The 26059-nt window shown below is 67.6% G+C and carries 22 protein-coding genes and 1 pseudogene; 14 read left to right on the top strand and 9 right to left on the bottom strand.

Going from position 1 to position 26059, the window contains the following annotated elements:
• Positions 1–104: 104 nt before the first annotated feature.
• On the bottom strand, positions 105–1805 hold the full coding sequence (locus G6N64_RS06840) for a phosphoenolpyruvate--protein phosphotransferase (RefSeq protein ID WP_174266770.1): 1701 nt from the start codon (positions 1803–1805) through the stop codon (positions 105–107).
• Positions 1806–1907: 102 nt separating this feature from the next.
• Between G6N64_RS06840 and G6N64_RS06835 the strand changes: the two genes are divergently transcribed.
• From G6N64_RS06835 to G6N64_RS06780, 12 genes are all read left to right on the top strand, one after another.
• Positions 1908–2687: a DeoR/GlpR family DNA-binding transcription regulator gene (locus G6N64_RS06835; protein WP_163796191.1), complete on the top strand. Its 780-nt coding sequence runs from the start codon at positions 1908–1910 to the stop codon at positions 2685–2687.
• On the top strand, positions 2684–3661 hold the full coding sequence (pfkB, locus tag G6N64_RS06830) for a 1-phosphofructokinase (protein WP_163796190.1): 978 nt from the start codon (positions 2684–2686) through the stop codon (positions 3659–3661). The genes G6N64_RS06835 and pfkB overlap by 4 nt, the downstream gene beginning before the upstream one ends.
• A gap of 27 nt (positions 3662–3688) precedes the next feature.
• Complete coding sequence (locus G6N64_RS06825) at positions 3689–5704, top strand: PTS fructose transporter subunit IIABC (protein ID WP_163796189.1); 2016 nt, start codon at positions 3689–3691, stop codon at positions 5702–5704.
• Between the two features lie 43 nt (positions 5705–5747).
• The gene (locus G6N64_RS06820) at positions 5748–6005 is read left to right on the top strand and encodes an HPr family phosphocarrier protein (protein ID WP_163796188.1); all 258 of its coding nucleotides are present in this window, start codon (positions 5748–5750) and stop codon (positions 6003–6005) included.
• A 226-nt stretch (positions 6006–6231) separates the two neighbouring features.
• Complete coding sequence (gene mycP, locus G6N64_RS06815; protein ID WP_163796187.1) at positions 6232–7581, top strand: type VII secretion-associated serine protease mycosin; 1350 nt, start codon at positions 6232–6234, stop codon at positions 7579–7581.
• Positions 7578–8975 carry a type VII secretion protein EccE gene (gene eccE, locus G6N64_RS06810; RefSeq protein ID WP_163796186.1) on the top strand — a complete coding sequence of 466 codons (1398 nt, stop codon included), beginning with the start codon at positions 7578–7580 and terminating at the stop codon, positions 8973–8975. Before mycP ends, eccE begins: the two co-directional genes overlap by 4 nt.
• A gap of 51 nt (positions 8976–9026) precedes the next feature.
• A complete protein-coding gene (locus G6N64_RS30465) occupies positions 9027–10577 on the top strand; it encodes a PPE domain-containing protein (protein ID WP_163796185.1) in 1551 nt (516 codons plus the stop codon).
• Positions 10574–10918, top strand: coding sequence for a YbaB/EbfC family nucleoid-associated protein (locus tag G6N64_RS06800; RefSeq protein ID WP_174266769.1), 345 nt, complete (start codon positions 10574–10576; stop codon positions 10916–10918). The genes G6N64_RS30465 and G6N64_RS06800 overlap by 4 nt, the downstream gene beginning before the upstream one ends.
• Before the next feature lie 277 nt (positions 10919–11195).
• Positions 11196–12143 (top strand): ESX-1 system-associated protein, encoded by a 948-nt coding sequence (locus G6N64_RS06795; RefSeq protein ID WP_163796184.1) that lies wholly within the window; start codon positions 11196–11198, stop codon positions 12141–12143.
• A gap of 171 nt (positions 12144–12314) precedes the next feature.
• A complete protein-coding gene (locus G6N64_RS06790) occupies positions 12315–13436 on the top strand; it encodes an ESX-1 system-associated protein (RefSeq protein ID WP_163796183.1) in 1122 nt (373 codons plus the stop codon).
• A gap of 1041 nt (positions 13437–14477) precedes the next feature.
• A complete protein-coding gene (locus G6N64_RS06785) occupies positions 14478–15971 on the top strand; it encodes an EspK C-terminal domain-containing protein (RefSeq protein ID WP_163796182.1) in 1494 nt (497 codons plus the stop codon).
• 341 nt (positions 15972–16312) lie between these two features.
• Positions 16313–17131, top strand: a complete 819-nt coding sequence (locus G6N64_RS06780) for an ESX-1 system-associated protein (RefSeq protein ID WP_163796181.1) — start codon at positions 16313–16315, stop codon at positions 17129–17131.
• Positions 17132–17418: 287 nt separating this feature from the next.
• On the opposite strand, the gene G6N64_RS06775 is transcribed toward G6N64_RS06780, so the two are convergent.
• Positions 17419–17643 carry a 9-bladed beta-propeller domain-containing protein gene (locus tag G6N64_RS06775; protein WP_163796180.1) on the bottom strand — a complete coding sequence of 75 codons (225 nt, stop codon included), beginning with the start codon at positions 17641–17643 and terminating at the stop codon, positions 17419–17421.
• A 171-nt stretch (positions 17644–17814) separates the two neighbouring features.
• Between G6N64_RS06775 and istA the strand changes: the two are divergent.
• Positions 17815–19334, top strand: a pseudogene (gene istA / locus G6N64_RS06770) (IS21 family transposase).
• Positions 19331–20143 carry an IS21-like element helper ATPase IstB gene (gene istB, locus G6N64_RS06765; protein ID WP_174266768.1) on the top strand — a complete coding sequence of 271 codons (813 nt, stop codon included), beginning with the start codon at positions 19331–19333 and terminating at the stop codon, positions 20141–20143. The pseudogene istA and the gene istB overlap by 4 nt, the downstream one beginning before the upstream one ends.
• Here istB and G6N64_RS06760 read toward each other — a convergent pair.
• The 7 genes from G6N64_RS06760 to G6N64_RS06730 form a co-directional block, all read right to left on the bottom strand.
• The gene (locus G6N64_RS06760) at positions 20140–20496 is read right to left on the bottom strand and encodes a 9-bladed beta-propeller domain-containing protein (RefSeq protein WP_163796179.1); all 357 of its coding nucleotides are present in this window, start codon (positions 20494–20496) and stop codon (positions 20140–20142) included. The genes istB and G6N64_RS06760 overlap by 4 nt on opposite strands.
• Before the next feature lie 16 nt (positions 20497–20512).
• On the bottom strand, positions 20513–21265 hold the full coding sequence (locus G6N64_RS06755; protein ID WP_163796178.1) for a hypothetical protein: 753 nt from the start codon (positions 21263–21265) through the stop codon (positions 20513–20515).
• A 229-nt stretch (positions 21266–21494) separates the two neighbouring features.
• Complete coding sequence (locus tag G6N64_RS06750) at positions 21495–22334, bottom strand: hypothetical protein (protein ID WP_163796177.1); 840 nt, start codon at positions 22332–22334, stop codon at positions 21495–21497.
• A 12-nt stretch (positions 22335–22346) separates the two neighbouring features.
• Positions 22347–23876, bottom strand: a complete 1530-nt coding sequence (eccD, locus tag G6N64_RS06745) for a type VII secretion integral membrane protein EccD (protein WP_163796176.1) — start codon at positions 23874–23876, stop codon at positions 22347–22349.
• Positions 23873–25276, bottom strand: coding sequence for a MinD/ParA family ATP-binding protein (locus G6N64_RS06740; protein ID WP_163796175.1), 1404 nt, complete (start codon positions 25274–25276; stop codon positions 23873–23875). Before G6N64_RS06740 ends, eccD begins: the two co-directional genes overlap by 4 nt.
• A 119-nt stretch (positions 25277–25395) precedes the next feature.
• The gene (locus tag G6N64_RS06735; protein WP_163796174.1) at positions 25396–25683 is read right to left on the bottom strand and encodes a WXG100 family type VII secretion target; all 288 of its coding nucleotides are present in this window, start codon (positions 25681–25683) and stop codon (positions 25396–25398) included.
• Positions 25684–25720: 37 nt separating this feature from the next.
• A complete protein-coding gene (locus G6N64_RS06730) occupies positions 25721–26023 on the bottom strand; it encodes a WXG100 family type VII secretion target (RefSeq protein WP_163796173.1) in 303 nt (100 codons plus the stop codon).
• Between the last annotated feature and the right edge of the window lie 36 nt (positions 26024–26059).

The raw sequence follows: 26059 nt of genomic DNA, 5'->3' as shown, positions 1-26059 counted from the left end.
TTCCGGCGGTGGTTCACTCCCCCCGCAAGCAGACGTGAAATCCCCTCCGTAACCGGGAAACAGGGGAGTCGGCTGGAGCCACGAAGTGGACTGCTCGCCGGGCCTCAGGACAGGGCGGCCATCGCGGCCGCACGCGCGTCCGCGGCGGTCGCCGTGTCCAGCGCGGCCTCGGCGGCGGCCTGACACTGCGCCAGCGTGACCTGAGCGAGCCTCGCGCCGACGCCCGCGATCGCCGTCGCCGCCGCCGACAGCGACGTCACGCCCAGCCCGACGAGCACGCACGCCAGCGCCGGATCGGCCGCGGCCTCACCGCAGACGCCGACGGGCTTGCCGACCGCCGCACCGGCACGCGCCGCCATCGCGACCAGCGCGAGCACCGCGGGCTGCCACGGGTCGGTGAGCGTGGCCAGTTCGGCGGACATCCGGTCGGCGGCCATCGTGTACTGCGTCAGGTCGTTGGTGCCGATGGACAGGAAGTCGACGTGCTCGAGGATGCGGTCGGCGAGCAGCGCGGCGGCGGGCACCTCGATCATCACGCCGGGGGTCAGGCCCATCGACCGAGCCTCGTCGGCGAACGCCTTGGCCTCGGCGGCGGTGGCGATCATCGGGGCCATCACCCACGGCGTGGTGCCCGTATTGCGTGCCGCGTCGGCGATGCCCTGCAGCTGACGGGTGAGGATGCCGGGGTTGCCGACCGCGATGCGGATGCCGCGGACACCGAGCGCGGGGTTGGCCTCGTCGGGGTGGCCGGCGAACTTGAGTGGCTTGTCGGAACCGGCGTCGAGGGTCCGGACGACGACCTTCCTGTCGCCGAACGCCTCCAGCACCTCGCCGTAGATGCGGGCCTGCTCGTCGACGTCGGGTTCGGTGTCGCGGTTGAGGAAGCACAGTTCGGTGCGGAAGAGGCCGACGCCCTCGGCGGGGCTCTGCGCGGCCAGCCGCGCGGCGGCGCCGTCCTGGACGTTGGCCAGTACGGCGACGAGGTGGCCGTCAGCCGTCCGCCCCGGTCCGGTCCACTGTCGGGCGAGGTCGGCGTCGCGCTGGGAGGTGGCGACGGCGACGGTCGCCTCTTCCTCGTCGGGCGAGACGGTGACGGTGCCGAGCGTCCCGTCGACCATGATCATGGTGCCGGCGGGGACCTCGTCGAGACCGTCGACGGCGACCACGCACGGGATGCCGAGCTGGCGGGCGATGATCGCGGTGTGGCTCGTCGGCCCGCCCAGTGACGTGGCGAGCGCGACGACGAGCGACGCGTCGAGGCCGGCGGTGTCGACGGGCGCGAGGTCCTCGGCGCACAGGATCGACGGCCGGTCGGGCACCGGCACCCCGGGCTCGGGCAGGCCGCTGAGTTCGGCGATCACGCGGTCCCGGATATCACGCAGGTCGGTGACGCGTTCGGCCATGAGGTCGCCGGCCTTGGAGAGGGCTTCCGCGATCTTGTCGACGGCGCCGCCGACGGCTTGGGTCGCGGGACTGCCCGCCTCGATCCGCTTCTGTGCGTCGCGCAGCCACGCCCGGTCCTGGGCGAGCTGGGCGGTGGTGGCCAGCACCTCGGACGCGACGCCGGTGGCGTGCGCGGCGCGTGCCCGCAGCCGGTCGGCCACGGCGGCCGAGGCGGCCAGCAGACGCTCGGCCTCCCCCGCGCGCTCTGGCTCGGCCAGTTCGGCGATTGGCGCGTCGTCGACGCGGGGACGGGCGCCTGGCCGGATCACCGGCGCGTATTGCACGCCCCCGACCGCGGGGACACCCTGCAGCACCCGGCCGGTCTCGGTCGAGGGTGATGTGGCTGACGTCGTTGCGCTCATGTGATCGAGGTTACTAGAAATCATTGACAAGTCAACACAGTCAGGAGTAAAACAACAGATATCAACATTCAAAGCAGACAAATCCCACACGGACGGAGGGGCATGTACGCCGAAGAGCGCCAACAAGCCATCGCCGCGCTGGTGATGAGCCGGGGCCGCGCCTCCGTCAACGAACTCGCCGTCGAGTACGACGTCACCACCGAGACCGTCCGCCGCGACCTCGCCACCCTCGACAAGGCCGGCCTCGTGCGCCGCGTCCACGGCGGCGCCGTCCCGGCCCGCGCCCTGCACCTCGTCGAGCAGGGCGTCGGCGAGCGCGAGTCCAGCCGCGCCGACCACAAGGACGCCATCGCCGCGGCCGCCACCGAGTTCTTCCCGCTCAGCGGCGCCTCGGTCCTGCTCGACGCGGGGACGACGACGGCGCGCATCGCGGCCCACCTACCCACCGACCGGGAACTGGTGGTCGTCACCAACTCCGTGTCGATCGCCGCGCGCCTCGCGACCGTGCCGACGGTGACCCTCCAGATGCTCGGCGGACGGGTTCGTGGCGTCACCCAGGCCGCCGTCGGCGAGCAGGCGCTGCGGGTGCTCGACACCATCCGCGTCGACATCGCCTTCATCGGCACCAACGCCATCAGCGCCCGCCACGGACTGTCCACCCCGGACAGCGAGGAGGCGGCCGTCAAGCGCGCGATGGTGAAGTGCGCCAACTACGTCGTCGTCGCCGCAGACTCCAGCAAGGTCGGCCGCGAGGACTTCGTCAGCTTCGCGCCCATCTCCAGCGTCGACACCCTCATCACCGACACCGAGATCGCCGACGACGACCGCCGGGTCCTCGAGGGCGAGGGCGTCGAGATCATCCAAGCGGGAGGCCAGCCGTGATCGTCACCGTCACTCCGAATCCGAGCATCGACCGCACCGTCACGCTCGGCTCGCGGCTGACCCGCGGTGCGGTGCAACGCATTACGTCGGCAACGTCCGAGCCCGGAGGCAAGGGCGTCAACGTCGCCCGCGCGCTGACGCTGGCCGGTGTCGACGCGATCGCCATCCTGCCCGCCGCCGACACCGACCCGATCGTGACGGCGCTGCGCACCGGCGGCGTCGACTTCCGGTGCGTGCCCGTGACGGGTGCGGTCCGCACCAACGTCGCGATCACCGAGCCCGACGGCACCACCACCAAGCTCAACGAACCGGGCGCGCTGCTCGACGCCGCCGCGCGCGACGCGCTCACCCGCACGGTGCTCGACGCCGCCGCCGGGGCCGCCTGGGTGGTGCTGTCCGGCTCGCTGCCGCCGGGACTGCCAGACGACTGGTACGCCGAGATCGCCGCGAGCCTCGCCCCCGGTCGCTGCAAGGTCGCCATCGACACCTCGGAACGCCCACTCGGCGCACTGGCAGCGGCGTTCCGTACCGCCGCACCCGACGTCATCAAGCCCAACGCCGAGGAACTCGCCGGCCTCGTCGGCGTCTCCGGCGACGATCTCGAGAGTGCCGCAGCCGCAGGCGATCCGGAGCCGGTCGTCGCAGCCGCCCGGGAGGTCATCGAGCGCGGCGCGCGGACCGTGCTGGTGACCCTGGGTGCCGCGGGCGCCGTGCTGGTCGACGAGAACGGCAGCTGGATGGCGACGCCACCGCCGATCACCCCGCGCAGCACCGTCGGCGCCGGGGACAGCTCGCTGGCCGGTTACCTGCGCGCCGAGGTGGGCGGGGCCGAACCGCCGCAGCGCCTCCAGATGGCGGTCGCCTACGGCAGCGCCGCCGCCGCACTTCCGGGATCGGCACTCCCGGCGCCCCACCAGATCGACCTCAATGCCGTTCGGGTGTATGCCATTACGCCCGCGTCCACCCGCCCCTGATTCCCCGATCTACAAGGAAGTAGCGAGATGCCCATCATCACGACCGACCTCGTCGCCCTCGACGTCGACGCCGGCGGCGACAAGGAGTCGGTCATCCGTCTCCTCGCCGGCCGCCTCGCCGACGCCGGCCGCTCCTCCGACCGCGACGGCCTGATCGCCGCGGCGATGGCCCGCGAAGCCCAGTCCGCCACCGGGCTGCCCGGCGGAATCGCCATCCCGCACTGCCGGTCCCCGCACGTCGACCAGGCCACCATCGGGTTCGCCCGGCTGTCGCCGAAGGTCGACTTCGGTGCGCCCGACGGCCCGGCCGACCTCGCATTCCTCATCGCCGCACCGGATTCCGGCGGCGCCGAGCACATGAAGCTGCTCTCCAGCCTCGCCCGCGCACTGGTGCGCAAGGACTTCGTCGCATCGCTGCGGGAGGCGTCCTCGGATGCCGAGATCGTCGAATTGGTCGAGGGCGTCGTCAACCCGGCGCCCGCCGCTTCGGCCCCCACCCCGGCAGTCGCACCGGCCGCCGCACCCGCCGCCGAGACCCGCACCCTGGTCGCGATCACCGCGTGCCCCACCGGCATCGCCCACACCTACATGGCCGCGGACTCCCTCGTCGCCGCCGCCAAGGAAGCCGGCGTCACGCTGCACGTCGAGACGCAGGGGTCGTCGGGCAGTACGCCGCTGTCGCCGGACGTCATCGCCGCCGCGGGCGCCGTCATCTTCGCGACCGACGTCGGCGTGAAGGACCGCTCCCGCTTCGCCGGCAAGCCCGTCATCGCCTCCGGCGTGAAGCGCGCCATCAACGAGCCGGCCAAGATGGTCGCCGAAGCACTCAGCGCCGCAACCAATCCCAACGCCGCACGCGTCGAGGGATCCGCGGACGCAGCCGCCACCACCTCGGGTGGCGCCTCAGGTGGCGTCGGCTGGGGCACCCGGACGCGGCAGATCCTGCTGACCGGCGTCAGCTACATGATCCCGTTCGTCGCCGCGGGCGGTCTGCTCATCGCACTCGGCTTCCTGCTGGCGGGCTACGACATCGCCAACACCCCCGACGGCGAGACCAAGAGCCTCGGCAACCTCATCGCCGCCGCCAACTCGCTGACCGACCTGCCCAGTGGCGGTCTCACGCAGTACCTCGGCGCCGTGTTATTCACGCTCGGCGGCCTGGCGTTCTCGTTCCTGGTGCCCGCACTCGCCGGCTACATCTCGTTCGCGATCGCCGACCGACCCGGCATCGCCCCCGGCTTCACCGCGGGTGCGGTCGCGGTGTTCGTCGGAGGTGGCTTCATCGGCGGCATCGTCGGCGGCCTGATCGCCGGCTTCACCGCACTGTGGATCAGCAAGATCGCCGTCCCCAAGGCGATGCGGGGCCTCATGCCCGTCGTCATCATCCCGCTGGGCGCCTCACTGGTGGTCGGCCTGCTGATGTTCCTTCTGCTCGGCCGTCCGCTGGCCGCCATCACGTCGGGTCTCACCAGCTGGCTCGGCGGCCTGTCCGGCAGCTCGGTGATCCTGCTCGGCGTCATCCTCGGCCTGATGATGTGCTTCGACCTCGGCGGACCCGTCAATAAGGCGGCCTACGCGTTCGCCACCGCCGGGCTCAACGTGGCCGACCCGTCGTCGCTGCGCATCATGGCCGCGGTCATGGCCGCAGGCATGGTGCCGCCGCTCGCGATGGCCCTGGCCTCCACCGTCCGCCCGAAGCTCTTCACCGAGCCGGAGCGCGAGAACGGCCGTGCCGCATGGCTGCTCGGGGCGTCGTTCATCTCCGAGGGCGCCATCCCGTTCGCCGCTGCCGACCCGCTGCGCGTCATCCCGTCGATGATGGCCGGTGGCGCGGTCACCGGAGCGCTCATCATGGCGTTCGACGTGACTCTCAAGGCACCGCACGGCGGGATCTTCGTGTTCTTCGCGATCGGCAACCTGGTGTGGTTCATCCTGGCCCTGGCACTCGGGACCATCGTGGCCGCCGCCGCGGTGGTCGCGGCCAAGCAGTTCGCCAAGAAGGACACCACCGTCGAGGCCGACGCCGAGCTGGCGAACGCCTGATCCACCCTCACCACCCACGCACGTCCCTAGAAGGAGAGAGTTCATGCCCAGCAAGACCGTCATCGTTGGCTCCGCCATCGGCCTGCACGCCCGCCCGGCCGCCATCATCGCCGAGGCCGTCGTCGCCTCCGGTGCCGACGTCACCCTGTCCGTCGACGGCGGTGAGCCGGTGGACGCCGGCTCGGCGCTCATGATCATGACCCTCGGCGCAGCCAATGCCGCGCAGGTCACGATCGCTTCGGACGACGAAGCGGCGCTCACCACCATCGCCGACCTGGTTCAGAAGGACCTCGACGCCTGACCTTGATAGCTGACCCGAGACCCGCCTGAGCTGCGACACCGCGGCCGGGCGGGTCTTCGTCGTGAAATAAGCGGAACGGGGGCCCGTCAACCACCCGTAGGATTGCCCCCGTGCATGTGGATCGGGGGCGTGACGTCATGGGATGCGCCGCCAAACAGTTGAGCAGAAGTTTGCTGTTGGCGGGTCAGCACATCCACAACGGGTCAGAGTTGGCAGGGGGTGACACATGGTTCGTCGGATAGCGGTGATCTTCGCGGTGCTGAGCCTCGCGTTGCTCAGCGCGCCGCCGGCCGTGGCGATCGACCCGCCGGTGATCGACAAGGGCGCCTTGCCACCAGACGAGACGGGACCCGACACGCCCACCGAGCAACGTCGGGAGTGCTCGTCGCCGGCCATCTTCCCCAACTCGAACTTCGCCGACAAGCCGTGGGCCAACAACTACCTGCGGATCGCCGACGCGCAGAAATTCGCAACGGGCGCAGGGGTAACTGTCGCCGTCATCGACACCGGCGTCACCGGCTCGCCCCGGGTTCCCGCCGAACCGGGCGGTGACTTCGTCGACAAGGCCGGCAACGGGATGTCCGACTGCGACTCCCACGGAACGCTCACCGCGGCGATCATCGCCGGCAGGGGTTCGCCGACCGACGGCTTCATCGGCGTCGCACCCGACGCGCGCATCCTGTCGCTGCGACAGACCTCGGACAACTTCCAGCCCGTCGGCGCGCGCAGCGACCCCAACGACCCGAACTCGACGCAGACCGCGGGCTCGCTGCGCAGTCTGGCGCGAGCCATCCTGCACGCCGCGAACCTTGGCGCGCAGGTCATCAACATCAGTGAGGCCGCCTGCTACAAGGTGACCCGCCGCATCGACGAGACGAGCCTCGGCGCCGCCATCGAGTACGCGGTGAACGTCAAGGGCGCGGTCGTGGTGGTGGCGGCCGGAAACACCGGCGGCGACTGCACCCAGAACCCGCCGCCCAACCCCGCACTGCCCGCCGATCCGCGCGGGTGGCAGGGCGTGCAGACCATCGTGTCGCCGGCCTGGTACTCGCCGCTGGTACTCACCGTCGGTGGCATCGGCGAGAACGGACAGCCCAGCACCTTCTCGGTTTCCGGACCGTGGGTCGGGGCGGCCGCGCCCGCGGAGAACATCATCGCGCTCGGCTACGACGGCAACCCCGTCAACGCGCTTGCCGGCCAGGACGGGCTCATCCCGATCAACGGCACCTCCTTCGCCGCGGCGTTCGTGTCCGGTCTCGCCGCGATGGTCAAGCAACGCTTCCCCGACCTCACGCCCGCGCAGATCATGAACCGCATCACCGCGACGTCGCGGCATCCGGGCGGCGGCGTGGACAACTACGTCGGCGCCGGCGTCATCGACCCCGTCGCGGCACTGACCTGGGACGTGCCCAGCGGTCCGCAGAACGTGCCCTACCAGGTGAAGCAGCTGCCGGCACCGGTGTACGTCCCGCCGCCGGACCGTGGCCCGATCACCATCGTCGTGATCGCGGGCGCTAGCCTCGCCGCGGCACTCGGCATCGGCGCGATGGCACGACGGGCCCTGAGGCGCCGATGAAGGAGTTCTTCGGCCAGTTCGGCGTCCGCGCCACCACGGGGCACCTGCTGTGGGCCGCGCTGCTCATCCCGGCGATGATTCTGCTGTTCATGCAGCTCGAGCTGTTGTGGGTGGGCATCACGCTCGCGGTGCTCATCGCGATCGCGGCGGTGCTGACCGTGCGCGGCCGGCGGTTCGCCGGATGGATCGTCGCAATCTTCTCGTGGCGCCGGCGTCACAAGGCCGCGCCGTCCGCGCCGTCCGAACCCGCCGTCGGTGCGACGGTCGAGCCGGGCGACCACGTGGCGGTGCGCTGGCAGGGCGATCACCTGGTGTCGGTCATCGAGCTGGTGCCGCGGCCGTTCACGCCGACCGTTCTCGTCGGCGGCGAGGCCATCACCGACGACGTGGTGAGCACCAAGCTCGTCGAGCAGCTGATCAAGGCGCACTGCCCCGACCTCGAGGCCGACATCGTCTCCGCGGGACACCGCGTCGGCAGGACCGCGCCCGCCAGCCTGGTGGCGCTGTACGACCAGGTGGTCGGGCCGTACCCCGCCCCGGCCAACCGCCGGACGTGGATCGTCCTTCGCGCGCTTCCCGAGGAGACGCGGAAGTCCGCACTGCGCCGAGAAGTCGGCCTCGCGGGTCTGGCGCGCTACCTCGTCTCGTCGACGACGCGCATCGCAGACCAGTTGGCCAGCAACGGAGTCGACGCGCGATGCAGTCGCAGCTTCGACGACTACGACAAGGCCACCGAGATCAGCTTCGAACGCGAGAGCTGGTCGTCGATCAAGGGCCGCAGCACGTTCACCGCCGCGTACACGGCACCCGGCGGGCCCAACGTGTGGTGGTCGGCACGGGCCGACCACACCATCACCCAGGTGCGGGTGCGCCCCGGCGTCCCGCCGACGACCACAGTGCTGCTGACCACGCTGTCCAATCCGTCGACGCCACGCGGGTTTTCGTGCCTGTTCGGTGGCCAGCGGGCCGCCCTGCTCGGGCAGAGCCCCGTCACCGATCAGCACTACGACCTGCCGATCGGCTCGGCCGGCGTCCTGATCGGCGAGACGGCCGACCGGTACCCGGTGTACATGCCGTTCGACGACGTAGACGTCAGCATCAACCTCGGCGATTCGCGGCTGTTCACGCAGTTCGTGATCCGGTCCGCAGCCGCGGGTGCGATCGTCACGCTCGGCCCGCAGTTCACCGAGTTCGCCGGGATCATCAACGCCCGCGTCGGCAAGGTCGCCAAGATTGGCTGGCCCAAGGCCACCACGTACCTCGGACCGCACCGCGGTGTGGGCCGAGTCGTGTTGCGACACAACTTCATCGACACTCCTCGCCACCGTCAGCTGCCGATCCGGCTGATCAATCCGCGCGAGGAGAGTCGCTACCAGATGGTGCTGGAACAGTGAGGGACGTCAAGGAGGGCTCGTGGCGGGGAAGTAAAGGTCGATCCAACTCAGTTGGACGCGAAGGCGGCGCAGATCAGCGCGCCGATGCCGGAGCCGCCGGGGGAACCGTTGCCGCCGTGCGCCCTGGACATCGCGAAGAGCGCCGTGAACGAGCTGAACAAGTCGGCGACGGCGCTGCGCGGGTACTCGACGTCGGGCGGAGCCGAGGCGACTCGTCTGTCCGAGGCGTTCAAGTCGGCGGCCACCGCCTACCGGAAGGTGGACGAGAATTCCGGGGGGGCGCTCGCCAACGGGGAGCAGGCGCCGGACATCCCGCCCGTGATCCCAGAGCCGCCGACCACGCCGTCGGTCGCACTGCCTTCGCCCCCGGCGTACGTCTGCCCGGCGCCAGGTTTCGTGATGCTGGAAATGGCCGCCTTCCAGATCTCCCAGCCGGACCAGGCGGCCTCCCTCGCGACATTCAAGACCGCGTGGGAGACCTATGCGACCGCACTCGATGCGCGCAAGGAGACATTCGGCTCGAGCGGCGTGGAGTGGAATGGCGGCGCGGCCGAGGCGGCGTTCGCATCCCTCGAGAAGCACAAGCAGTGGCTGGAGGACATGGCGGCGTCTGCGCGAGAACTGGCCGGTAAGGCCGGGGCGCTCGAAGAGGTCCATCGCGGCGCTGTCGCGGAGCACCCCACGGTCATGGAGGTCGCCGCCCTCGACGCCGAGATCCTGGCCTCGACCATGGTGCCGGCACTGACCGTCATGCTGATGAACAAGCGCAAGAAGATGCAGGAGAAGTCCGAGGAGATCCTCGCGCGGTATGCGACCGGCGCCAACCAGCAGGCGATGACGCTTCCCGAGCCGCCGAAGATCAACCCACTGCCTGGTGCGTCGGGTGGCGACACCAGTAGCAACCCGAATCAGCCGCAGCCAACGCAGCCCGGCACGGGGCAGCCCGGTGGTGGGGGCGGGTCCGGTGGTGGTGGTGCCGGGAGTGGTGGAGGCGGCGGCGCTCCAGAGACCCCGAAGATGCCGTCGATTCCACAGCCCGACGTACCGGTGTCCGCGGCGTCGGCGCAACCTGAGACGGGGTCCGGCGGTGGGCAGCCGAGTGGCGGATCACCTTCTGGTGGCGGCGGATCGCCCAGCGGCGGCTCCGGAGCCGGGGCCGGCGGCGGGATGCCCAGCCTTCCCGACCTCGGTGGAGAACCGTCGACCGACCTTCCTTCACTCGACGACCCTGGGGTCAGCCCGGCCTCGGCCGGCGGCGGCTCGGGCGGCGGATCCGGAGGCGGGGGTGGCGGTATCGGCGCAATGCCGTTGCAGCCCAACGTAGGCGGCGTGTCCGTCGGACCCGGCGCCGGGGGCGGCGCGCCCGCCGGTGTCGGTGGTGGTCCGTCGGGAGGTGGGCCGGGCGGCGGCGGAGGCGGCATGGGTGGCGGTATGCCCATGCACGGCGCCGGCCACGGTCAGGGCGGTGCTTCGGAGAAGAAGCGCTCGCCAGGTCTGTCGCCCGACGAGGAGCTGTACAAGGAGGACCGCGCGTGGACGGAGGCCGTGATCGGCAATCGTCCGCGGCGCAAGGACACCGGTGACGCCAAGGACACCAAGTGACCGACGACATGCATCCCGAGGTCGCCGCCGTTCTCGCGCAGGCGCAGCGACTTCAGTCCCTGATGGACGATCAGCTCGACAAGATGAACACTCAGACGTTCACCGCGACGGATGAAACCGGAACGGTGGAGGTCACGCTCAACGGGCACAGCTGGCTGACCAACGTGTACCTCGAGGACGGCGTCCTGCGGTCCGGCGCCGAGGTCGTCTCGGCACGCGTCAACGAGGCCTTGGGGAAGGCGATGGCGGAGGCCGGCATGTCGATCGAGGCGGACCGTGAGTACATCGACTCCGTCGTCGCGGAGATTACCGGCGACGCGGCTGAGGAGCGCTGGACGTGAGGTGCTTGCGCCGGGTGTCGCTTTCTCGTAGCGGGGACCGCGTCTTCATGTTGTTTACCTCGGGCCTTGCCCGATGAGCATGCCGCCGCAAGGTGGGTGGCAGCCTGATCGACCGGGTGAACCGCCTTATGGGCGGCCGTCGTTCGGTCCGCAGGGTCCTCCGCCGCCGGGTTTCGCGCCGCCGCCTCCGGGCTTTCCAGGAGGACAGTGGCCGCCCCAGCAGCCACCCCCACCGAAGGGTGGCGGCTCGCTCAAGTGGCTGCTGATCGCCGTTGCGGTGCTGCTGGTTATCTGCATCGGTGTCGGTCTGACCCTATGGGTTACGCGTGACAACGACGGCGGACGGCCATCGGCTTCGCCGACTGAAGGCGCACCGTCGGACGTTGCCAGCGCCGCCGACACCGGGCCCATAGCGATCATTACGGAGGATCCGACGTGCGAAGAGTACACGGAGATCAACAACACGCTCAGCCGCGTCGAGGCTAACGGATGGAGCGATGTGCGCGAGCAATTGGGTCCAGCGGCGGAATGGACACCTGCTCAGCGTCAGATAGTCCAAGAGGTCGTCACTGCGATGGGCAGTGCAGCCGAGCAGGCCGCACAGCTCGCTGACCAAACACCCCATCGTGTGGTCCGGGAATTGTACGAACAGTTCATTGCATACGCGAAGGCCTACACGGACGCACTACCGGCCTACGCACCAGTCGACAACAACTTGGCCTCTGCCAACGTTAGCGCTGGCTCTGCGCTACTCGGAATATGCCAAGCAGTCAGTGGTGGCTCATCACGACGATCGATCGTCGTCGGCCCCGGTCCGAAGCCTGCCGCTCGCGTGCAGACACCAAGCGGCGAGGTGCCGGAACGCTTCGTTCAAACTTTCGACGAAACATGCCGCGAATGGGTCGACCGCGAAGCTGGCTTCGTTGCCGCCATGAAGGCCTGGGAGCAACTGGATCCAAGCAGCCCAGCTTCACAGTGGACCCCCGAGCAGCGCGCTGTTCAGGACGGTGCCTACGCGTTGATGGAGACACTGGCGGATCAGATGGACGCTGCGGCGGCGAGTTCCGATAACCCCGTGTTGTCCGATTTTAGCGTGCTCGCGGGCCGCTACCTGCGCGCCTACGTCTCTGCAGGCGACGCGTACACGGGTGCCGACAGTTGGCTGGCGTACACCGCGCTTCGGTTGAACAGCTTGGTGGGCAGTGCGTGCGACGCTGCATCTTGAGCACGGGCGAGCGGGCTACAGATCGTGGCCCAGTTGTCATGGCCTCTAGAACGGTGCAACGCGACCTCAACTCCTTGAATTAAGATTGCAGACGCAGCCTCGGTAGGCTGTCCAGATTTATCAGGAGCGTCGGGGGTCGAAGATGAGAACTCCGCACATCGGAGCGTGCCGGTGACAATGCCACCAGGAGACGGCTGGAACTATCAGCAGCGTCCACAGCCGCCCGGCACACCCGAGCACAATTACGGCGAGCAGTTCAGCGGTCAGCCGCTCCCCACTGCAGCGGTGTGGCCTCAGCAGCAAGCCCCGTCAAGAAAGCGCCGCACTGCGCTATGGACGCTTACCGGGCTGGCCATCGTTCTTGTCATCGCAATCACTGCCGGCGTCACCCTTCTCCTCGCCCGCGGCAATGATCCGCAACCGTCAAACCCTCCCTTACCAACGGATGTCGCAAGCACCGCTGACGCCGGAGCTGTCGGGGTCGTCACGAACGACCCCACATGCAAGTCGCTGACCGAGATCAGTCGCGTTCTCGCCGGCGTCCAGGCAAACGGTTGGAGCGCACAGAGGAAGACTTTGGGGCCAGTAAACGAGTGGACCGATGAGCAACGAGCTTTTATCGAGCCTGTCTCGACTGCGGTAGAAAACGCGTCCAACCAAATGCTCGGGCTTGCCGGGCAGACGCCACACCGGGTGATGCGAGAATTGTATGAGCAATACGCCGCATACGGACGCGCCTACGTTGAGAGCCTCCCCCGGTACGTGCCGTCCGACGACGCTTTGGCGGGCGCAAACGTAAGTATCGGTAACGCGTTAGTTGGAATCTGTACATCGATCGATCGGGGGTCTGTCAGCCGAGCGCTTACCTTGACAACGGTCGACTCACCCTCAGCTGCAACTGAGAACGCCTCGGGGGACGATCCCAAAATGTTTCTAACCACGCCGGGTGCGGAATGCGGAGCTTGGACCGACGTAAACGACAGGTTCTTGGCGGGGACGAACGCGTGGGCTTCACTCGACACTGATGTGCCGGCAGCACAGTGGTCGCCAGAACAACGGTCAGTACAGCTAGCGGCGCTGCCTACCTTTGCAACTTTCGCTGACGATGCCGAAGCGGTTGGCAGGAAAAGCGGCAACCCGGTTTTCGAAGATTTTGCCGTTCTAGCGGCGGAGTACGCCCGCGCCTACGTTACGACAGGCGATGACTACACAAGCGCTGACAGCTGGTTGAGCTATACGGTCCTCCGGTTGATAAATACGCTTTCTGCCGCGTGCCGGTTTGCGGCAAGCTGATCACGACCGAAGGCGAATCAATATGATGTCACATCGCCCAGCATCCGGCCATATTCAATGACTATTCCCCGTCCTGTCGAGAAGGACATGGACAAGATGACTACGCCGCCCCACGCGTGGCCGGCGTCCGACGAAGACGCCCTAAGTGATCGATCGACTGAGCTCAAGAATCTTTCGAATTCAGTTCGGCCAGCAGGTGACTCATGGCTCAACTCGACGACCAAAATATTCGACGGCAAGACATGGTTTGGTATCTCCGCGAGTGCTGCGCAGGGGAAAGTCCGCCGGCACGTTGCAGATATGCGAATCCTCGAAGGCTTGCTGAAGGCCGCAAGCGACTATTTTGCGACGAGCAGCGAAATTGTGAAGGCCGCCAAAACGGATATCACTGGTATCTCGAACGCTGCGCAAGCAGCTATAGATGAGATTCGCGCAATGAGTTTCGAAGACGAGCAGCGACGTGGGTCGATTATCGAGGACCTTATCGAAGCGGCGCTGAAGGCTAATACTAACGTTGTATCGTCGGCGCCGAATGCGTTGATTTCCGGCATGCCTTACCAAAGCGTGTTCGATAAAGGTGGAAATCCCCCGAACTTCGAGCCTTTCGTGACAAGAGCGGGCACCGAGGCCACGATGTCGCCTGCGAAAGCAGGTGGCGCATCGTCCAACCTGCGCTCCGAAGCCGGGGGCAGCGAAGCACCCGAGCGACCCCAAGAAGCTAAGGGTCCCGAGTCAGCCTCAAAAGAGACCACCACCGAGCAATCCACGTCGACAACCCAAGGGTCTGGTTCGGGCAATCAAACCGAGGCTGACGGAACTACGGTTGCCTCGCCAAACCAAGCGCCGGCACAGCCCGTCATCCAGCAAGTCACAAGCAGATCAGTTGGTCAAGATTCGGTGATCACGCCGGGTGGCCAGAGTGATGGCGCGGGTGGTGCTGTTCCTGTCCCTGCATCAGGCGGCCCGGCCGCAGTCGGCAACCCAGCTGCACCCCCCGCAAGTCCTGGCCCTCGCGCCTCGACGCCCGGGTCCACTCCCTCGATGTCCGGCCCCGGCACCACCGGCACCACCGGCAGCAGCGGCTCGCCCGGCTCCCCGTCATCGTCGTCGTCCTCCCCCGGCAGCCAGAACACCGGCGCGTCCGGCCTACAGGACGGTCGGAACCAGCTCGGCGAGAACGGCAAGGACGGTTCGCAAACCGGCGCTGGAGCCGGAGGCCAGGCCGGTGCTGAGGTCGGCCACGGCGCGGCCGTCCCCGGCGATCTCGCCAGCGCCGTGGACTCGGCCAACACCATCCCCGCGTCCCAGCAGCCGATCTCGGCCGCCGGTGCCGGTCCCATGCAGCCACTCGCTCACGCTCCCCTTCCCGTCGACACGGCCGCAGCGGCCGCCGCGAACGCCTCCAGTCACTCGGGCGGCGCATCTGGCGGATCCGGCGGCGGCCTGGGCAACCTCGGCGGAATGGGCGGCGGTGGCGGTTCGGGTGGTGGAGGCGGCGGTGGCGGCGGAGGTACGCCGTCAGCCCCGCCTCCGATGAGTGCTCCGCCCATGCCTCTCGGTGCGCCGGCAACGCCGACGCCAGCGGCACCGACGGCACCTGGTGCTGGTGGAGCCGCGGCCAACCCGGCATCGACCACGGCCCCCGGCGGTCCCAACGTCAACCCGGCGTCCGCCGGCAGGATCGACCAGGGCGCGATCGGTGCTGCACCCATCCCGGTGTCGACGTCGCGCCTGGAACGCGATGCGATCACTTCCGCCGCTGTCGGCGGCGGGGCAAACCGCAAGTCCAACAACGGCAACGCGGCCCTGATCATGGCGCGCCGGATCGCCGCCGCGTTGAACATCGGCGTGTCCGACTTCGGCTTCTACTGGGTCACCGGTCTGACTGCAGATGGTTCGATCGTGGTGGCGAACAGCTTCGGTCTCGCCTACATCCCCGAGCACGTCAACCTGCCGCGGCAGGTGGCCATGGCAACAGCCGACGAGAGCATCCCACCCGCCGAGCGCGCCAAGTGGGCCACCTACCCGGTCCTCGCGATCCAGGGTTGGGCCCGCGCGCACGAGCAGAAGTTGCGCGCCGTCATTGCCACCGAGGAGCAGTTCGCAAGCTTCGATCCTGGTGCGGCGAAGGTGATCCTGCGACCCGACGACATCCCCGAGTCGGGTCGGATGGAGGGCCGCAGCCGTCTCGAGGTCATCGCGCCGAACGCCGCCGCACACCTGGCGTCGGTTCCGGCCGCCTCGCTGATCGATCTCCTGCCACCTGCGCCGGCGGACACCATTGCGCCGGCGGATAACTCGAACGCGCTGTGGTTCGAACTCATCAAGCCGTTGATGAGCACTCAGCCCGAGCGCGCCGCCGTCCACCTCGAGGCGTTCGTCACCTACGCAGAGCACGCGCAGGAACAGGCGCTCTACCGTGCCCACGTGGCCGTCGACTCCGAGGCGCAGCGCGCGGCGATTGCCGACTGGGTCTACTGGCAGCACCTGGCGGTTTTGATGTGGGAAGCGACCGGCGCAGACGCCAACGCCTGAGTCGGCTTCGCCGTGGGGATTGAGGGGAGAATGGGATGACGATGCCGCCGCAAGGTGGGTGGCAACCGGATCGGCCCGGCCAATCTACATATGGGAGGGGCCCTTCGGGTTCGCAGGGTCAGCCGCCGCCGGGGTTCCCTGGCGGACAGTGGCCGCAGCCGATCCCTCCGTCGAAGGGTGGCGGCTCGATCAAGTGGCTGTTGGTAGGGATCGCCATTCTGCTGGTGGTCTGCATTAGCGTGGGCGTGACTCTGCTGGTTACGCGTGACTCCGACGGCGGTGGGACATCCTCGACTGACGCTGCACCGTCGGACGTCGCCAGTGCCGGTGACGCCGGACCGGTGTCTATCATCACGGAGGAGCCGACATGCAAGACGCTCAACACGATCAATCAAGGGCTATCAAAGATCCAGTCGCAAGGCTGGGGCGCCATGCGCGCGACGCTCGGCCCGGCCGCTACTTGGACTCCAGATGAACGGATCCAGATTCAAGCCGTTGCTGATGCCATGCGACGAGCTGCGGACCAAGCCGTTCCGTTAGCGAAGCAAACCCCGCACCGCGTCATTAGAGAGATTTACGAGCAGTTCATCGCCTACGGGCGGGCTTACGCGGACAGTGTGTCTGACTACCAACCGTCGGACAACGGATTGGCTTCAGTGAACGTGAACGCCAGCAGCGCGCTAGTCGGTGTCTGCAACACTATTGAGTACGGATCGGCCGGGCGGTCGTTGTCCGTGCCGGAAGAGTCGTCTCCAAAACAACTTAGTCCTGTCGGCGATCCCGGGAACCCTTCGCGCTTCATCCAGTCTGCCAGCGCAGCATGCACCAATTGGATTTCGCGACTCGACACGTTCAACGCATCTACATCAGATTGGCAAAGTAGAGATGGTGCGGTTCCTGCGTCGGAATGGACACCGGAGCGTAGAGCGATCGAAGAAAACGCTGCACCGCTGCTCGTACAGTTCGCAGATGCCTCATCGGATGCTGGTCGCAGCAGCGGCAACGCGGTGCTCGAAGATCTATCTGTAATGGCTTCTGTCTACGTCAAAGCATACGTATCAGCCCTCAGCAGTTATACAGACGCTGACAGCTGGCTTGTCTACACAGGATTTCGCATCGCGAATTTGATTTCCGGAGCGTGCGTTTCTATTTCCGAGTAAGTCGCCTGAAGTCCCTCGTCCGTTGACAAAGGAACGGGCCGCATGACGAAACCCCGTACCCCGGCCGCATAGCTGGCCCCTGGTTAAGCGAGGATGCCCCTCCTGAGCAATCGACGATCTCCCCGAGCGGGCACCGGAGGAGGCCGCCTGCTGCGGTGCGCCGTCGACTCCGAGGCGCAGTGCGCGGCGATGTCCGACTGGATCCACTGACAGCATGCCTCATCATCGATGCTGGCAACCAGGTAGTCGCCGACCTGCTGGACAGCCGGATCTGCCCTGGACATAGCCTAATTCAGATCAAGGGGTCCGTTGTACAGCGACTCACCGGTGTCAGTGTCGATGACCCAGGCATGCGGCGGAGCATCTGGTTCGGCGCCACCTCGAAGACACACGACCGTCTTCGGACCATTGGCGAAACAGCCCGAGGCGAGCATCCCTTCGGCGATCTCATGACGGTCCAACCGAACAGGATCGAACAGAAGTCTTCCCCTGGCCACATCGATGCCGATCACCAACCAGTGTCCATGGCCATGAAAAAGTCCCCACTGGTGGCCAAGCGGAGGTCCCCACTGGTGGCCAGATAAAAGTCCCCACCCCGTGTTCGTCGTGTCGATCAGGAACTGCGGGCCCCGATGGTGACGGTGAAGGTGCCAACCAGTCATCGTCACCATCGGGGAGTTCCATTGAAGTCTGCGAAGGACCGCATGGACATCATTTCTGCCTACCAACAGCTCGGGTCGTATCGGGCCGCCGCCGATCAGTGCGGCACCACCCACAAGACCGTCAAACGTGTCGTGGACAAGTTCGAGGCCAGCCAGGCCGGGGTGTTGCCGGCCCCGCGGGTCGAACGCGCGCACAACTATGATGAGGTCACCGGGTTGGTGGCCGAACGGGTGGAGAAGTCTCACGGCCGGATCTCAGCGAAGCGATTGCTCCCGAAGGCCCGAGCCGCCGGATACGCGGGTTCCGACCGTAACTTCCGCCGCCTCGTCGCCGAGGCGAATTCCTGTGGCGCAGTGAGAATCACCGCGGTCGCCGCCCGGCGGTATGGGAACCGGGCGAGTATCTGGTGATCGACTGGGCTCAAGCGGCACCGGGTTTGTTCCTGTTCTGCGCGGTGCTGGCGTTCTCCCGGTGGCGGTTCGTGCGCTTCGCCACCAACGAACGGGCCTCCACGACGCTAGCGTTGATCGCCGAGACCATGGCCGCCGCCGGTGGCGTCCCGGCGAGGGTGTTGGCCGACCGGATGGCCTGCCTCAAAGGCGGCGTCGTGGCCAACGTCGTCGTCCCCACCCCGGACTACGTACGACTGGCATCCCATTACGGGTTCGCCCCGGATTTCTGTCACGCGAGTGATCCGCAGTCCAAGGGCATCGTGGAGAACCTGTGCGGCTACGCCCAGGACGATCTGGCCGTGCCGTTGTTGACCGAGGCCGCCGTCACCGGGAAGCCGATCACTGTGCGCGATGCGAACGCCGCGGCCGAGGTGTGGTGCGCGGAAGTCAACGCGGCCGTGCATTCGCAGATCTGCGCGATTCCCGACGAGCGACTGATGATTGAACGGGAACTGCTGCAACCACTTCCATCGCTACGGTTGCAGATCGGGGCTCCCTCGGTGCGACGCAAGGTCGACCGCCTGTCCTGCATCCGGTACGGGTCGGCCCGCTACTCGGTGCCGATGAGATTGATCGGGACCACGGTGACCGTCATCGTCGATCACCACGAGATCCGCCTGCTCGAGCCCGCCACCGGGGTGATCGTCGCCGAACACGACCTCGTCGCCCCCGGTGGCGTCTCGGTCCTCGACGACCACTACGACGGACCCAGGCCGGCACCAAACCGTGGGCCGCGCCCGAAGACCACCGTCGAGAAGCAGTTCTGCGCCCTCGGCGCCGACGCGGAGGCGTTCCTGGTCGGTGCTGCGGCGATCGGCAACACCCGCCTGGCCTCGGAACTGGAGGTCCTGCTCGCCCTGGGCGCTGCCCACGGCACCGACGCCCTCGTCGCCGCGCTGCACCGGGCGGTGGCGTTCCGACGATTCCGGGCCGCAGACGTGCGCTCCATCCTCGCCGCTGGGACCGGAACACCCCAGCCCCGCCCCGCCGGCGATGCGCTGATCCTGGACCTGCCGGTGGCCCCGACCAGGTCGCTGGACGCCTACAAGATCACCCCGACCGTCGCCGACGGCGAGGTGAACCCGTGACCAAGCGGCCGCCGGTCATCGGCACCGAACCCGTTGCCCCACCGTCAATCCCGCCCTTGGCCGCCGACCTCGACGCCGGACTGCGCCGTCTGAAGCTCGCCGCGGTGCGGCGCACCGCACCCGAAGTACTGATCACCGCCAAGACTCAACGCTGGACCCCCGAGGAAGTCCTGCGCACCCTCATCGAAACCGAGTTGGCGGCCCGCGACGCCTCCAACGTCGTCAACCGACTCAAGGCCGCAGCATTCCCGGTGCCCAAGACGTTGGAGGGCTTCGACGTGGCCGCCTCCTCGATCCAGCCCAAGGTATTCGACTACCTGGCCAGCCTGGAATGGATTCGGACTCAACAGAACCTGGCGATCATCGGCCCAGCCGGCACCGGCAAGTCCCACACCCTGATCGGCCTGGGAACCGCAGCGATCCACTCCGGACTCAAGGTCCGCTACTTCACCGCCGCCGACCTCGTCGAGACCCTCTACCGCGGCCTTGCCGACAACACCGTCGGCAAGATCATCGAATCACTACTGCGAGTCGACCTGATCATCCTCGACGAACTCGGCTTCGCCCCGCTCGACGACACCGGCACCCAGCTGTTGTTCCGACTCGTCGCCGGAGCCTACGAACGCCGCTCCCTGGCCATCGGGTCGCACTGGCCCTTCGAACAATGGGGCCGATTCCTTCCCGAGCAGACCACCGCGGTCAGCATCCTCGACCGGCTGCTGCACCACGCCACCGTCGTCATCACCGACGGCCAGTCCTACCGCATGAAAGACGCCCACCACCGGAAGGAGCACCCCACACCAACCTAGGAATCACCGCACGGGGTGGATACATTTATCTGGCCACCAGCGGATACTTCAATCTGGCCATTGACAAACCAGTCCAGCGTGGTCATCGCGAGGAACGCGGCACGGTCCCCAGCGTTGCGGATCGTTGAGTAGCGGATGTGGGCGTTCGAATCCAATCCGAGTGCGGCTGCGCCAATCCTCCAGCCCGGCAACGGTTGACGCCGCATCGGCAGCGCGAATAGCGACTGCTGCGGCAACCCCAATACCGCAGCGGTGGGCAATTCGTTGCGCCCGGGCGCCCGTCGACGGCACAGCCGGTCGTCGTCGTCGTCGTCAGCATCAGGAGCACGACAAGTGCCGTCGCTGTCAGTCAAATCCGGATACGGGCAGTCACTGCACGGTGAACTTCTCGTCATGCAGCCGCTGAAGGGCGCGTGCGTCGGTCAGTTCGTCACGGTATTCGGGATGCTGCCAATAGAACCGCGTCCACTGAAGGAGCGCGTCACTGTTCGCGGTGATCGTGCCGGAGCCCAGCTTTGCGCTGCGGTTCTTGGGGAGGACGAAAACGATCATCTCGGTGAATGATGTCCTGCCCTTGAGCGGGTGATCGCGGATTTGTTCGACATCGTCCCAGGCCCGACGTGCGTATGAATTCCACTGACTGTCCCAGACTTCGAAACCTTCCGGATTCAAGCGCAGGTGTTTTCCGTCACGATATTTGGCACTGCGATAGAGAGTCGGGACCCCATAGACGACGTAGAAGATGCACGCGGCCGGCATGACCAATCCGTTCACATTGGACGGAATGAAGTCGACCAATCCGAATTGCGAGAATACGAGGAAGGCAATCGCCGACAAGACGCCCGTCAGGAGACCGGCGCTGAAGATTCGATCCGCGTATCTCTGCGGACGGACTGTGGTGCCTCCGGCTCCGTGTTCGGCTCTTGGATGCGCTGCTCCCGTTAAGGGAAAGGCCAAATGAAACAGAATGCTGAAAAGCAACAGTGAGGCGCCCGAGCAAAGCGTTGCCGTCAAGAGGCTGCCTCGGGCAAACCAGATTGCCGTCCAGATAGCGGTGAAACCGCCGCCGCCCATCAGAATGGCGAAGATGAACGCGAGGCTGAGGTAGCCCGAGGTCTTCATCGGGGACAAAGGATTGTTCCGATCCAGTTGGTCGGCGGGCCGTCGTGTTTCGGCAGACGATAAGTCGCCGTGGGCGGCAGGCTTTCGTGTGCGCCGTTTATGGCGGACCAGGGCGAGCGGGTGGCAAGCGGATGGACCGGCAGGCGGCGCATGCCTGAAATAACCCCCAAGCCAAAGCATGGATCGAGGTGACGCCAGGCCCGGACCCCATCCAGCCCCGAAGTCCCACCTACAAACTGATCGTCGAATCCGGCGCGGCGTGCCGCGGGCCCGAAGGCTTCTGGTCGGGCACGGCCGAATCCGACTGCGGAGCAGGCTGAACGGGCGCCCGATCGCTTCGATGCTGACCGCCGGCGGCCTCGTGCTTCTCGCGCTCGCGGCGCTCCTCGGCAGCACGCTGTTCTGCGGCACGCTCCTCGGCGCTCTTCTGATCTGGCGCGGGATCCTGCGGAGGCGTCTCCGCCCCGGCCTTACCGGTTCCCTCGCCGCCCTTGCCCGCCATCTGACTGATCTGCTGCACGCCCTGCTGCGCGCCCTGCGTCAGACCGCCGACGGCGCCACCGAGTGCGCCCATGGCCTGCTGCGGCATCTCGGCCGCCTTGCCCGCCATGCCCATCATTTGACTCATCACGTCACTGCCGCCGCCCGCCGACGCGCCTGCACCAGCGCCCGCCTGAGCGGCGGCACCGGCACCGGCAGCGGCTCCCCCACCACCAGCACCGGCGCCGGCACCGCCGCCACCCGAGCCGGTCTGATCGAACCTGTGCTGCTCGTACTTCGACGCGAGGTCCTCGTCGGTGCCGAGGTACTTCTGCGCAGCGGCGATGATGTTCCCCGCCGTCTCGCTGGCTGCCGCCTTCACCTTCGGCAGGCCCTCGATGATGGGCGTCTCGAGTTCGGACACCTTGCCCCTGATTGCCATCGACAGCGCGTCAGAGCCCGTCACGCTGAACTCGGCGGGTGGGTCGGGGAGAGATTTGGCCGACGTCTGGAGGTCGTTTCCCAAGCGCGACAGCATCTCCGGATCTACCCGGAGGATGTTGCCGCCTGCACTGTTGCCCACACCCATGTCACACCACTCCTAGAACCGCAGGTTCCGCAGCACGTCATACACGCCGGCGATCCACAGCAGCAGCGGGATCACCGAGGCGATGGCGATGCCGTCGAGAAGTTCGAGGATTCGCTTCGTCACCGGCGACACGCGCCGCACGCTGTCAGTGGCACCGATGATGATCAGCGCGAGTCCGCCCAGCGCCGCATAGACGATCAGCACCAGCCACGCGCCGCTGGGATCCCAGTTGCACAGCCGGAACGCCACGCCCGTGGGGATGACGACGACAGTCGCGAGAAGCGCCCACGCACACCACCGTTCGGCGTACAGGCGCGACCTGAACGCACACACTGCCGTCACCAGTCCTGCGACGATCAGGCTGTGCACGAAGAAGTGCCCCTGCACCACCACGGTGACGGCTCCGGCGGCCAGCACCAGCGCGCCCGCGCTGACGAAGCCGATCAGGAGTTGCTTGGCGAGGTGGCTGCGCTCGGTCAGCCGCGCGGCCGACTCCGGCACCGAGGCGATGATCGCCTGCCACGTCGGCGTCTCCTCCTCCGACGGGTTCGGCGTCGACACCGGATCCAGCAGTTCGTCGTTGTGGACGGACTCGCCGGGAGCCGGGATCGGCGGCAACGCGATGCGCGCCACCGCGACGGTCAGCTTCGCCGCGTTCGTGACGACCATCAGACCGAAGGCGATCGCGCCGGCCGGAACCCAGAACGCCCACCCGTAGCCGAAGGCGATCGCCGCGGCGGTGACCGCGACCGCGGACACGGCGAGGAACGAGGCCAGTTCCGCGCGCTTGCGCGGACCGCCGCGCGTCGCCAGCACCATGAGAAGCACCACCGCGGATGCACCGGCGACGTTGGGGGCCCCCAGGCCCTCGATGCCCCGTGGGATCGGGACCGCCAGCGCGGCGGCGCCCGCCAACAGCGGCGCCGCGGCGACCAGCAGGCTCTCGCACATGGCGACGTTGCCGTACCGGTTCTTGGCGAGGAAGCTGCCGCCCAGGACGGCGAGGCCGAGCAGTCCGATGGCCGCCGTCCACCACCAGCTGTGCCCGGTCGCCGACCACGCACGCAGCACCGCGATCGTCAGAACCAGCGTCACCACCGGGACGGCCAGGCCGACGAACCGGTTCAGCGCGGTGCGATCGAACTCCGGCGACTCGTCGAGGACGGCGATCGCATCGATCACGTCCTCGACCAGCGGCCGGTAGCGCTCCGTGCGGCTCACCGACACCAACGTCAGCAGCGACCCGTCCACGATGCCGGCCTCGTCGAGCGACTCCGAGGCCTTCAGCGGCGGGGCACCCGGACGCGCGAACGCCCACTCGCCCTGGGCCTTGAAGTCGAAGCCCGCGAGCACGTCCTTCGGGGAGTCCTCGAGCAGTTCGGCCAGCACGGAGACCGTCTCGTCGATGTAGGTCTCGACGGGTGCAGCCGCGGGCAGCACGAGGTCGGTCATGCGCTTGCCGGTCAGGATCGTGACCCGTGTGGTCGACGGCCGCCCGGACGTCACGCCCGACGTGCTGGGTGCGGCTGCGGTGGTGGTCACCGCCGTTCGAGCCGGTCGAAGTCGTCGGACAGCGCTGCGGCCAACTCCACGATCCGGCGTCGGAACGTGTCACTGAGGAGTTCGAGCTGGATCTCCGTGCCCGCGGCGATGTGCTTGTCCCACGGCAGGACGATGACCCGGCCGGGCGCAACGTGACGCTCGAACTGCTGGACGAGGTCGTCGACGTCGATGTTCGGCTTGCCCGGGACGACGTGGTTGATCACCACGCAGGACCGGCCGAGCAGATCCTGATAACCGTTCTGCCGCAACCAGTCCATGGTCACGGCGGCCTGCCGCGCGCCGTCGATCGAGGCGCTCGCCACGATCACAAGCCCCGACACGGTGGACAGCACGCCGCGCGATCCGGACTGGAACAGACCGGCGCCGCAGTCGGCGAGGACCAGGTTGTAGTACCGCGACACGATGCCGACGGCGGCGGACCAGTCCTCCTCGTTGAACTCGCGACGGGCGCCGCTGTACTCGTCGGACGACAACACCTCGAGGTTGGAGGTGTTCATGCTGGTGTACGCGCGAATGTCGTTGTAGCGCGCCAATTCCTTGTCGGACAGCAGGTCCGCGATGGTCGCCGCCGACTGCCGGCCGGCGCGGTCGGCGAGGTTGCCGCCGTCGGGATCGGCGTCGACGGCCAGGATCCGGTCACCGCGGATCTTGCTCAGCGCCGAACCGAGCGCGACGGTGGTCGCGGTCTTGCCGACGCCGCCCTTGAGACCGAACACGCCGATCTGGTACGAGTCGCGGGCGTTCCTGCGGATGCGCGCGAACAGGTCGAGTTCGTACAACTCGTCGGGCGAAAGGCCGACGTTGATCCTCGTCAGCAGGAAGAGGAAGCGACGCCACCCCTTCTGCGACGGCATCTTGACCGCCGAGCGGACCCCGACGTGGGACAGGGCGTCGATCGCACGGTGGTTGCCCATCGACGCGGCGGACGCGACGGCGGGCTGACCGCCCGTCCACGCGCCCGGGTTGTCGGTCTGGTCGAGGAAGTGCTGCGACGGCGCGGGCGGAGGCGCGTGGCGCTGCTGCTGCGCGGGAGGCGCGGCGAACTGCTGCTCGTAGCGCGCACCCTGCTGGCCCTGGGACTGCGGCGACCGCATCATGCCGTTGGGCTGCGCGCCGTGCTGCGGGCCCGCGGCGCGGGTCGGGGGGATCTGGCTGGTCACCTCGCTGGCGCGCGGCGGCGGCGTGCTCGACTGCGTGGCCGTCGGCGTCACGGGCATCGGCTCGGCCGGCGGCGCGGTGCGTCCGGTGCCGGTGGGCATCGGGGTCGCCGAAGCCGCCAGTGCGGCTTGCACGGCCTTCGGGTCGACGGTCGTCGTCTCGTCGTCGCCCGCTTCGGCGGGGTCCGACGAGTGGAAGAGCCGGTCATAGTCGGCCGACATGGAAACCCCTCAGCTGATCGAAGATGGTGAAACACGAAGTGAGGTGGGCGGGAGGGCCTCAGTCAGACGAATCCAACCAGATATCGAGGCCAACCCGCCCACCTTCGCGCTTCGTGGTGCTACGCGAACATCCCGGTGACGCCGGCTTCGGTCTGCGCCATGGTCTGGCCCGCCTCGCCGATGGTCTGCGCCAGGTTCTGCAGCGCGTTGTTCAGTTCGAGCGACGCCTCGTCCCAGCGCATCTGCACGGCCTGGTAGGCCTCCGAACCGGAGCCGCCCCAGACTGCACCCAGTGCGCCGAGCGACTGCTTGCCCTCGTCGAGCAGGCCTGCGGTGGTTGCGACGGATCCCTGGATCTCGCCGGAGCCGCCCTCGATGCCTGCGAAGTTCCACAGCTGTTCACCCATGTTGATTTTCTCCGTTTCCGTGTCTGTTTGAGCTAGGTCAGATGTTCATCGCGGACGACAGCGTCGAGGTCTGATCCTCGTCGGTCGACGTGTACTGCGTGCCGGACTGGTGGATGTTGCTCGAGATGTCGTTCAGCTGCGTGATCTGCTGCTGAGCGGCCTCGTGGAAACGGACCAGCGCGGCCTGGGCGGCCGTACCGGCCTGGCCGTGCCACTGGCCGGCCAGCGAGCCCGCGGTGGACTCGACCTGTGCGATGACGCCCTTGAGCTCTCCGGAGATGCGCTCGAAGTTGGCTGCCTCCTTGGCGAGGACAGCGGCATCGGTATTCATCTGTGCCATCGGTGTTTACCTTTTCTCTTTTCCTGTGTCCTCACC

Origin of the sequence: Mycolicibacterium sediminis, assembly GCF_010731735.1 — a bacterium.
Lineage (GTDB): Bacteria > Actinomycetota > Actinomycetes > Mycobacteriales > Mycobacteriaceae > Mycobacterium > Mycobacterium sediminis.
The sequence above is the reverse complement of the archived record's forward strand: the minus strand, read 5'-3'. Positions and strand labels throughout refer to the sequence as shown.

What these genes read in the sequence shown, in the direction of transcription:
- G6N64_RS06840 (WP_174266770.1), bottom strand. Translation starts at nt 1,805, where the DNA reads ATGAGCGCAACGACGTCAGCCACATCACCCTCGACCGAGACCGGCCGG.
- G6N64_RS06835 (WP_163796191.1), top strand. Translation starts at nt 1,908, where the DNA reads ATGTACGCCGAAGAGCGCCAACAAGCCATCGCCGCGCTGGTGATGAGC.
- G6N64_RS06825 (WP_163796189.1), top strand. Translation starts at nt 3,689, where the DNA reads ATGCCCATCATCACGACCGACCTCGTCGCCCTCGACGTCGACGCCGGC.
- G6N64_RS06820 (WP_163796188.1), top strand. Translation starts at nt 5,748, where the DNA reads ATGCCCAGCAAGACCGTCATCGTTGGCTCCGCCATCGGCCTGCACGCC.
- mycP (WP_163796187.1), top strand. Translation starts at nt 6,232, where the DNA reads ATGGTTCGTCGGATAGCGGTGATCTTCGCGGTGCTGAGCCTCGCGTTG.
- eccE (WP_163796186.1), top strand. Translation starts at nt 7,578, where the DNA reads ATGAAGGAGTTCTTCGGCCAGTTCGGCGTCCGCGCCACCACGGGGCAC.
- G6N64_RS06785 (WP_163796182.1), top strand. Translation starts at nt 14,478, where the DNA reads ATGTCCGGCCCCGGCACCACCGGCACCACCGGCAGCAGCGGCTCGCCC.
- G6N64_RS06755 (WP_163796178.1), bottom strand. Translation starts at nt 21,265, where the DNA reads ATGAAGACCTCGGGCTACCTCAGCCTCGCGTTCATCTTCGCCATTCTG.
- G6N64_RS06750 (WP_163796177.1), bottom strand. Translation starts at nt 22,334, where the DNA reads ATGGGTGTGGGCAACAGTGCAGGCGGCAACATCCTCCGGGTAGATCCG.
- G6N64_RS06740 (WP_163796175.1), bottom strand. Translation starts at nt 25,276, where the DNA reads ATGTCGGCCGACTATGACCGGCTCTTCCACTCGTCGGACCCCGCCGAA.
- G6N64_RS06735 (WP_163796174.1), bottom strand. Translation starts at nt 25,683, where the DNA reads ATGGGTGAACAGCTGTGGAACTTCGCAGGCATCGAGGGCGGCTCCGGC.
- G6N64_RS06730 (WP_163796173.1), bottom strand. Translation starts at nt 26,023, where the DNA reads ATGGCACAGATGAATACCGATGCCGCTGTCCTCGCCAAGGAGGCAGCC.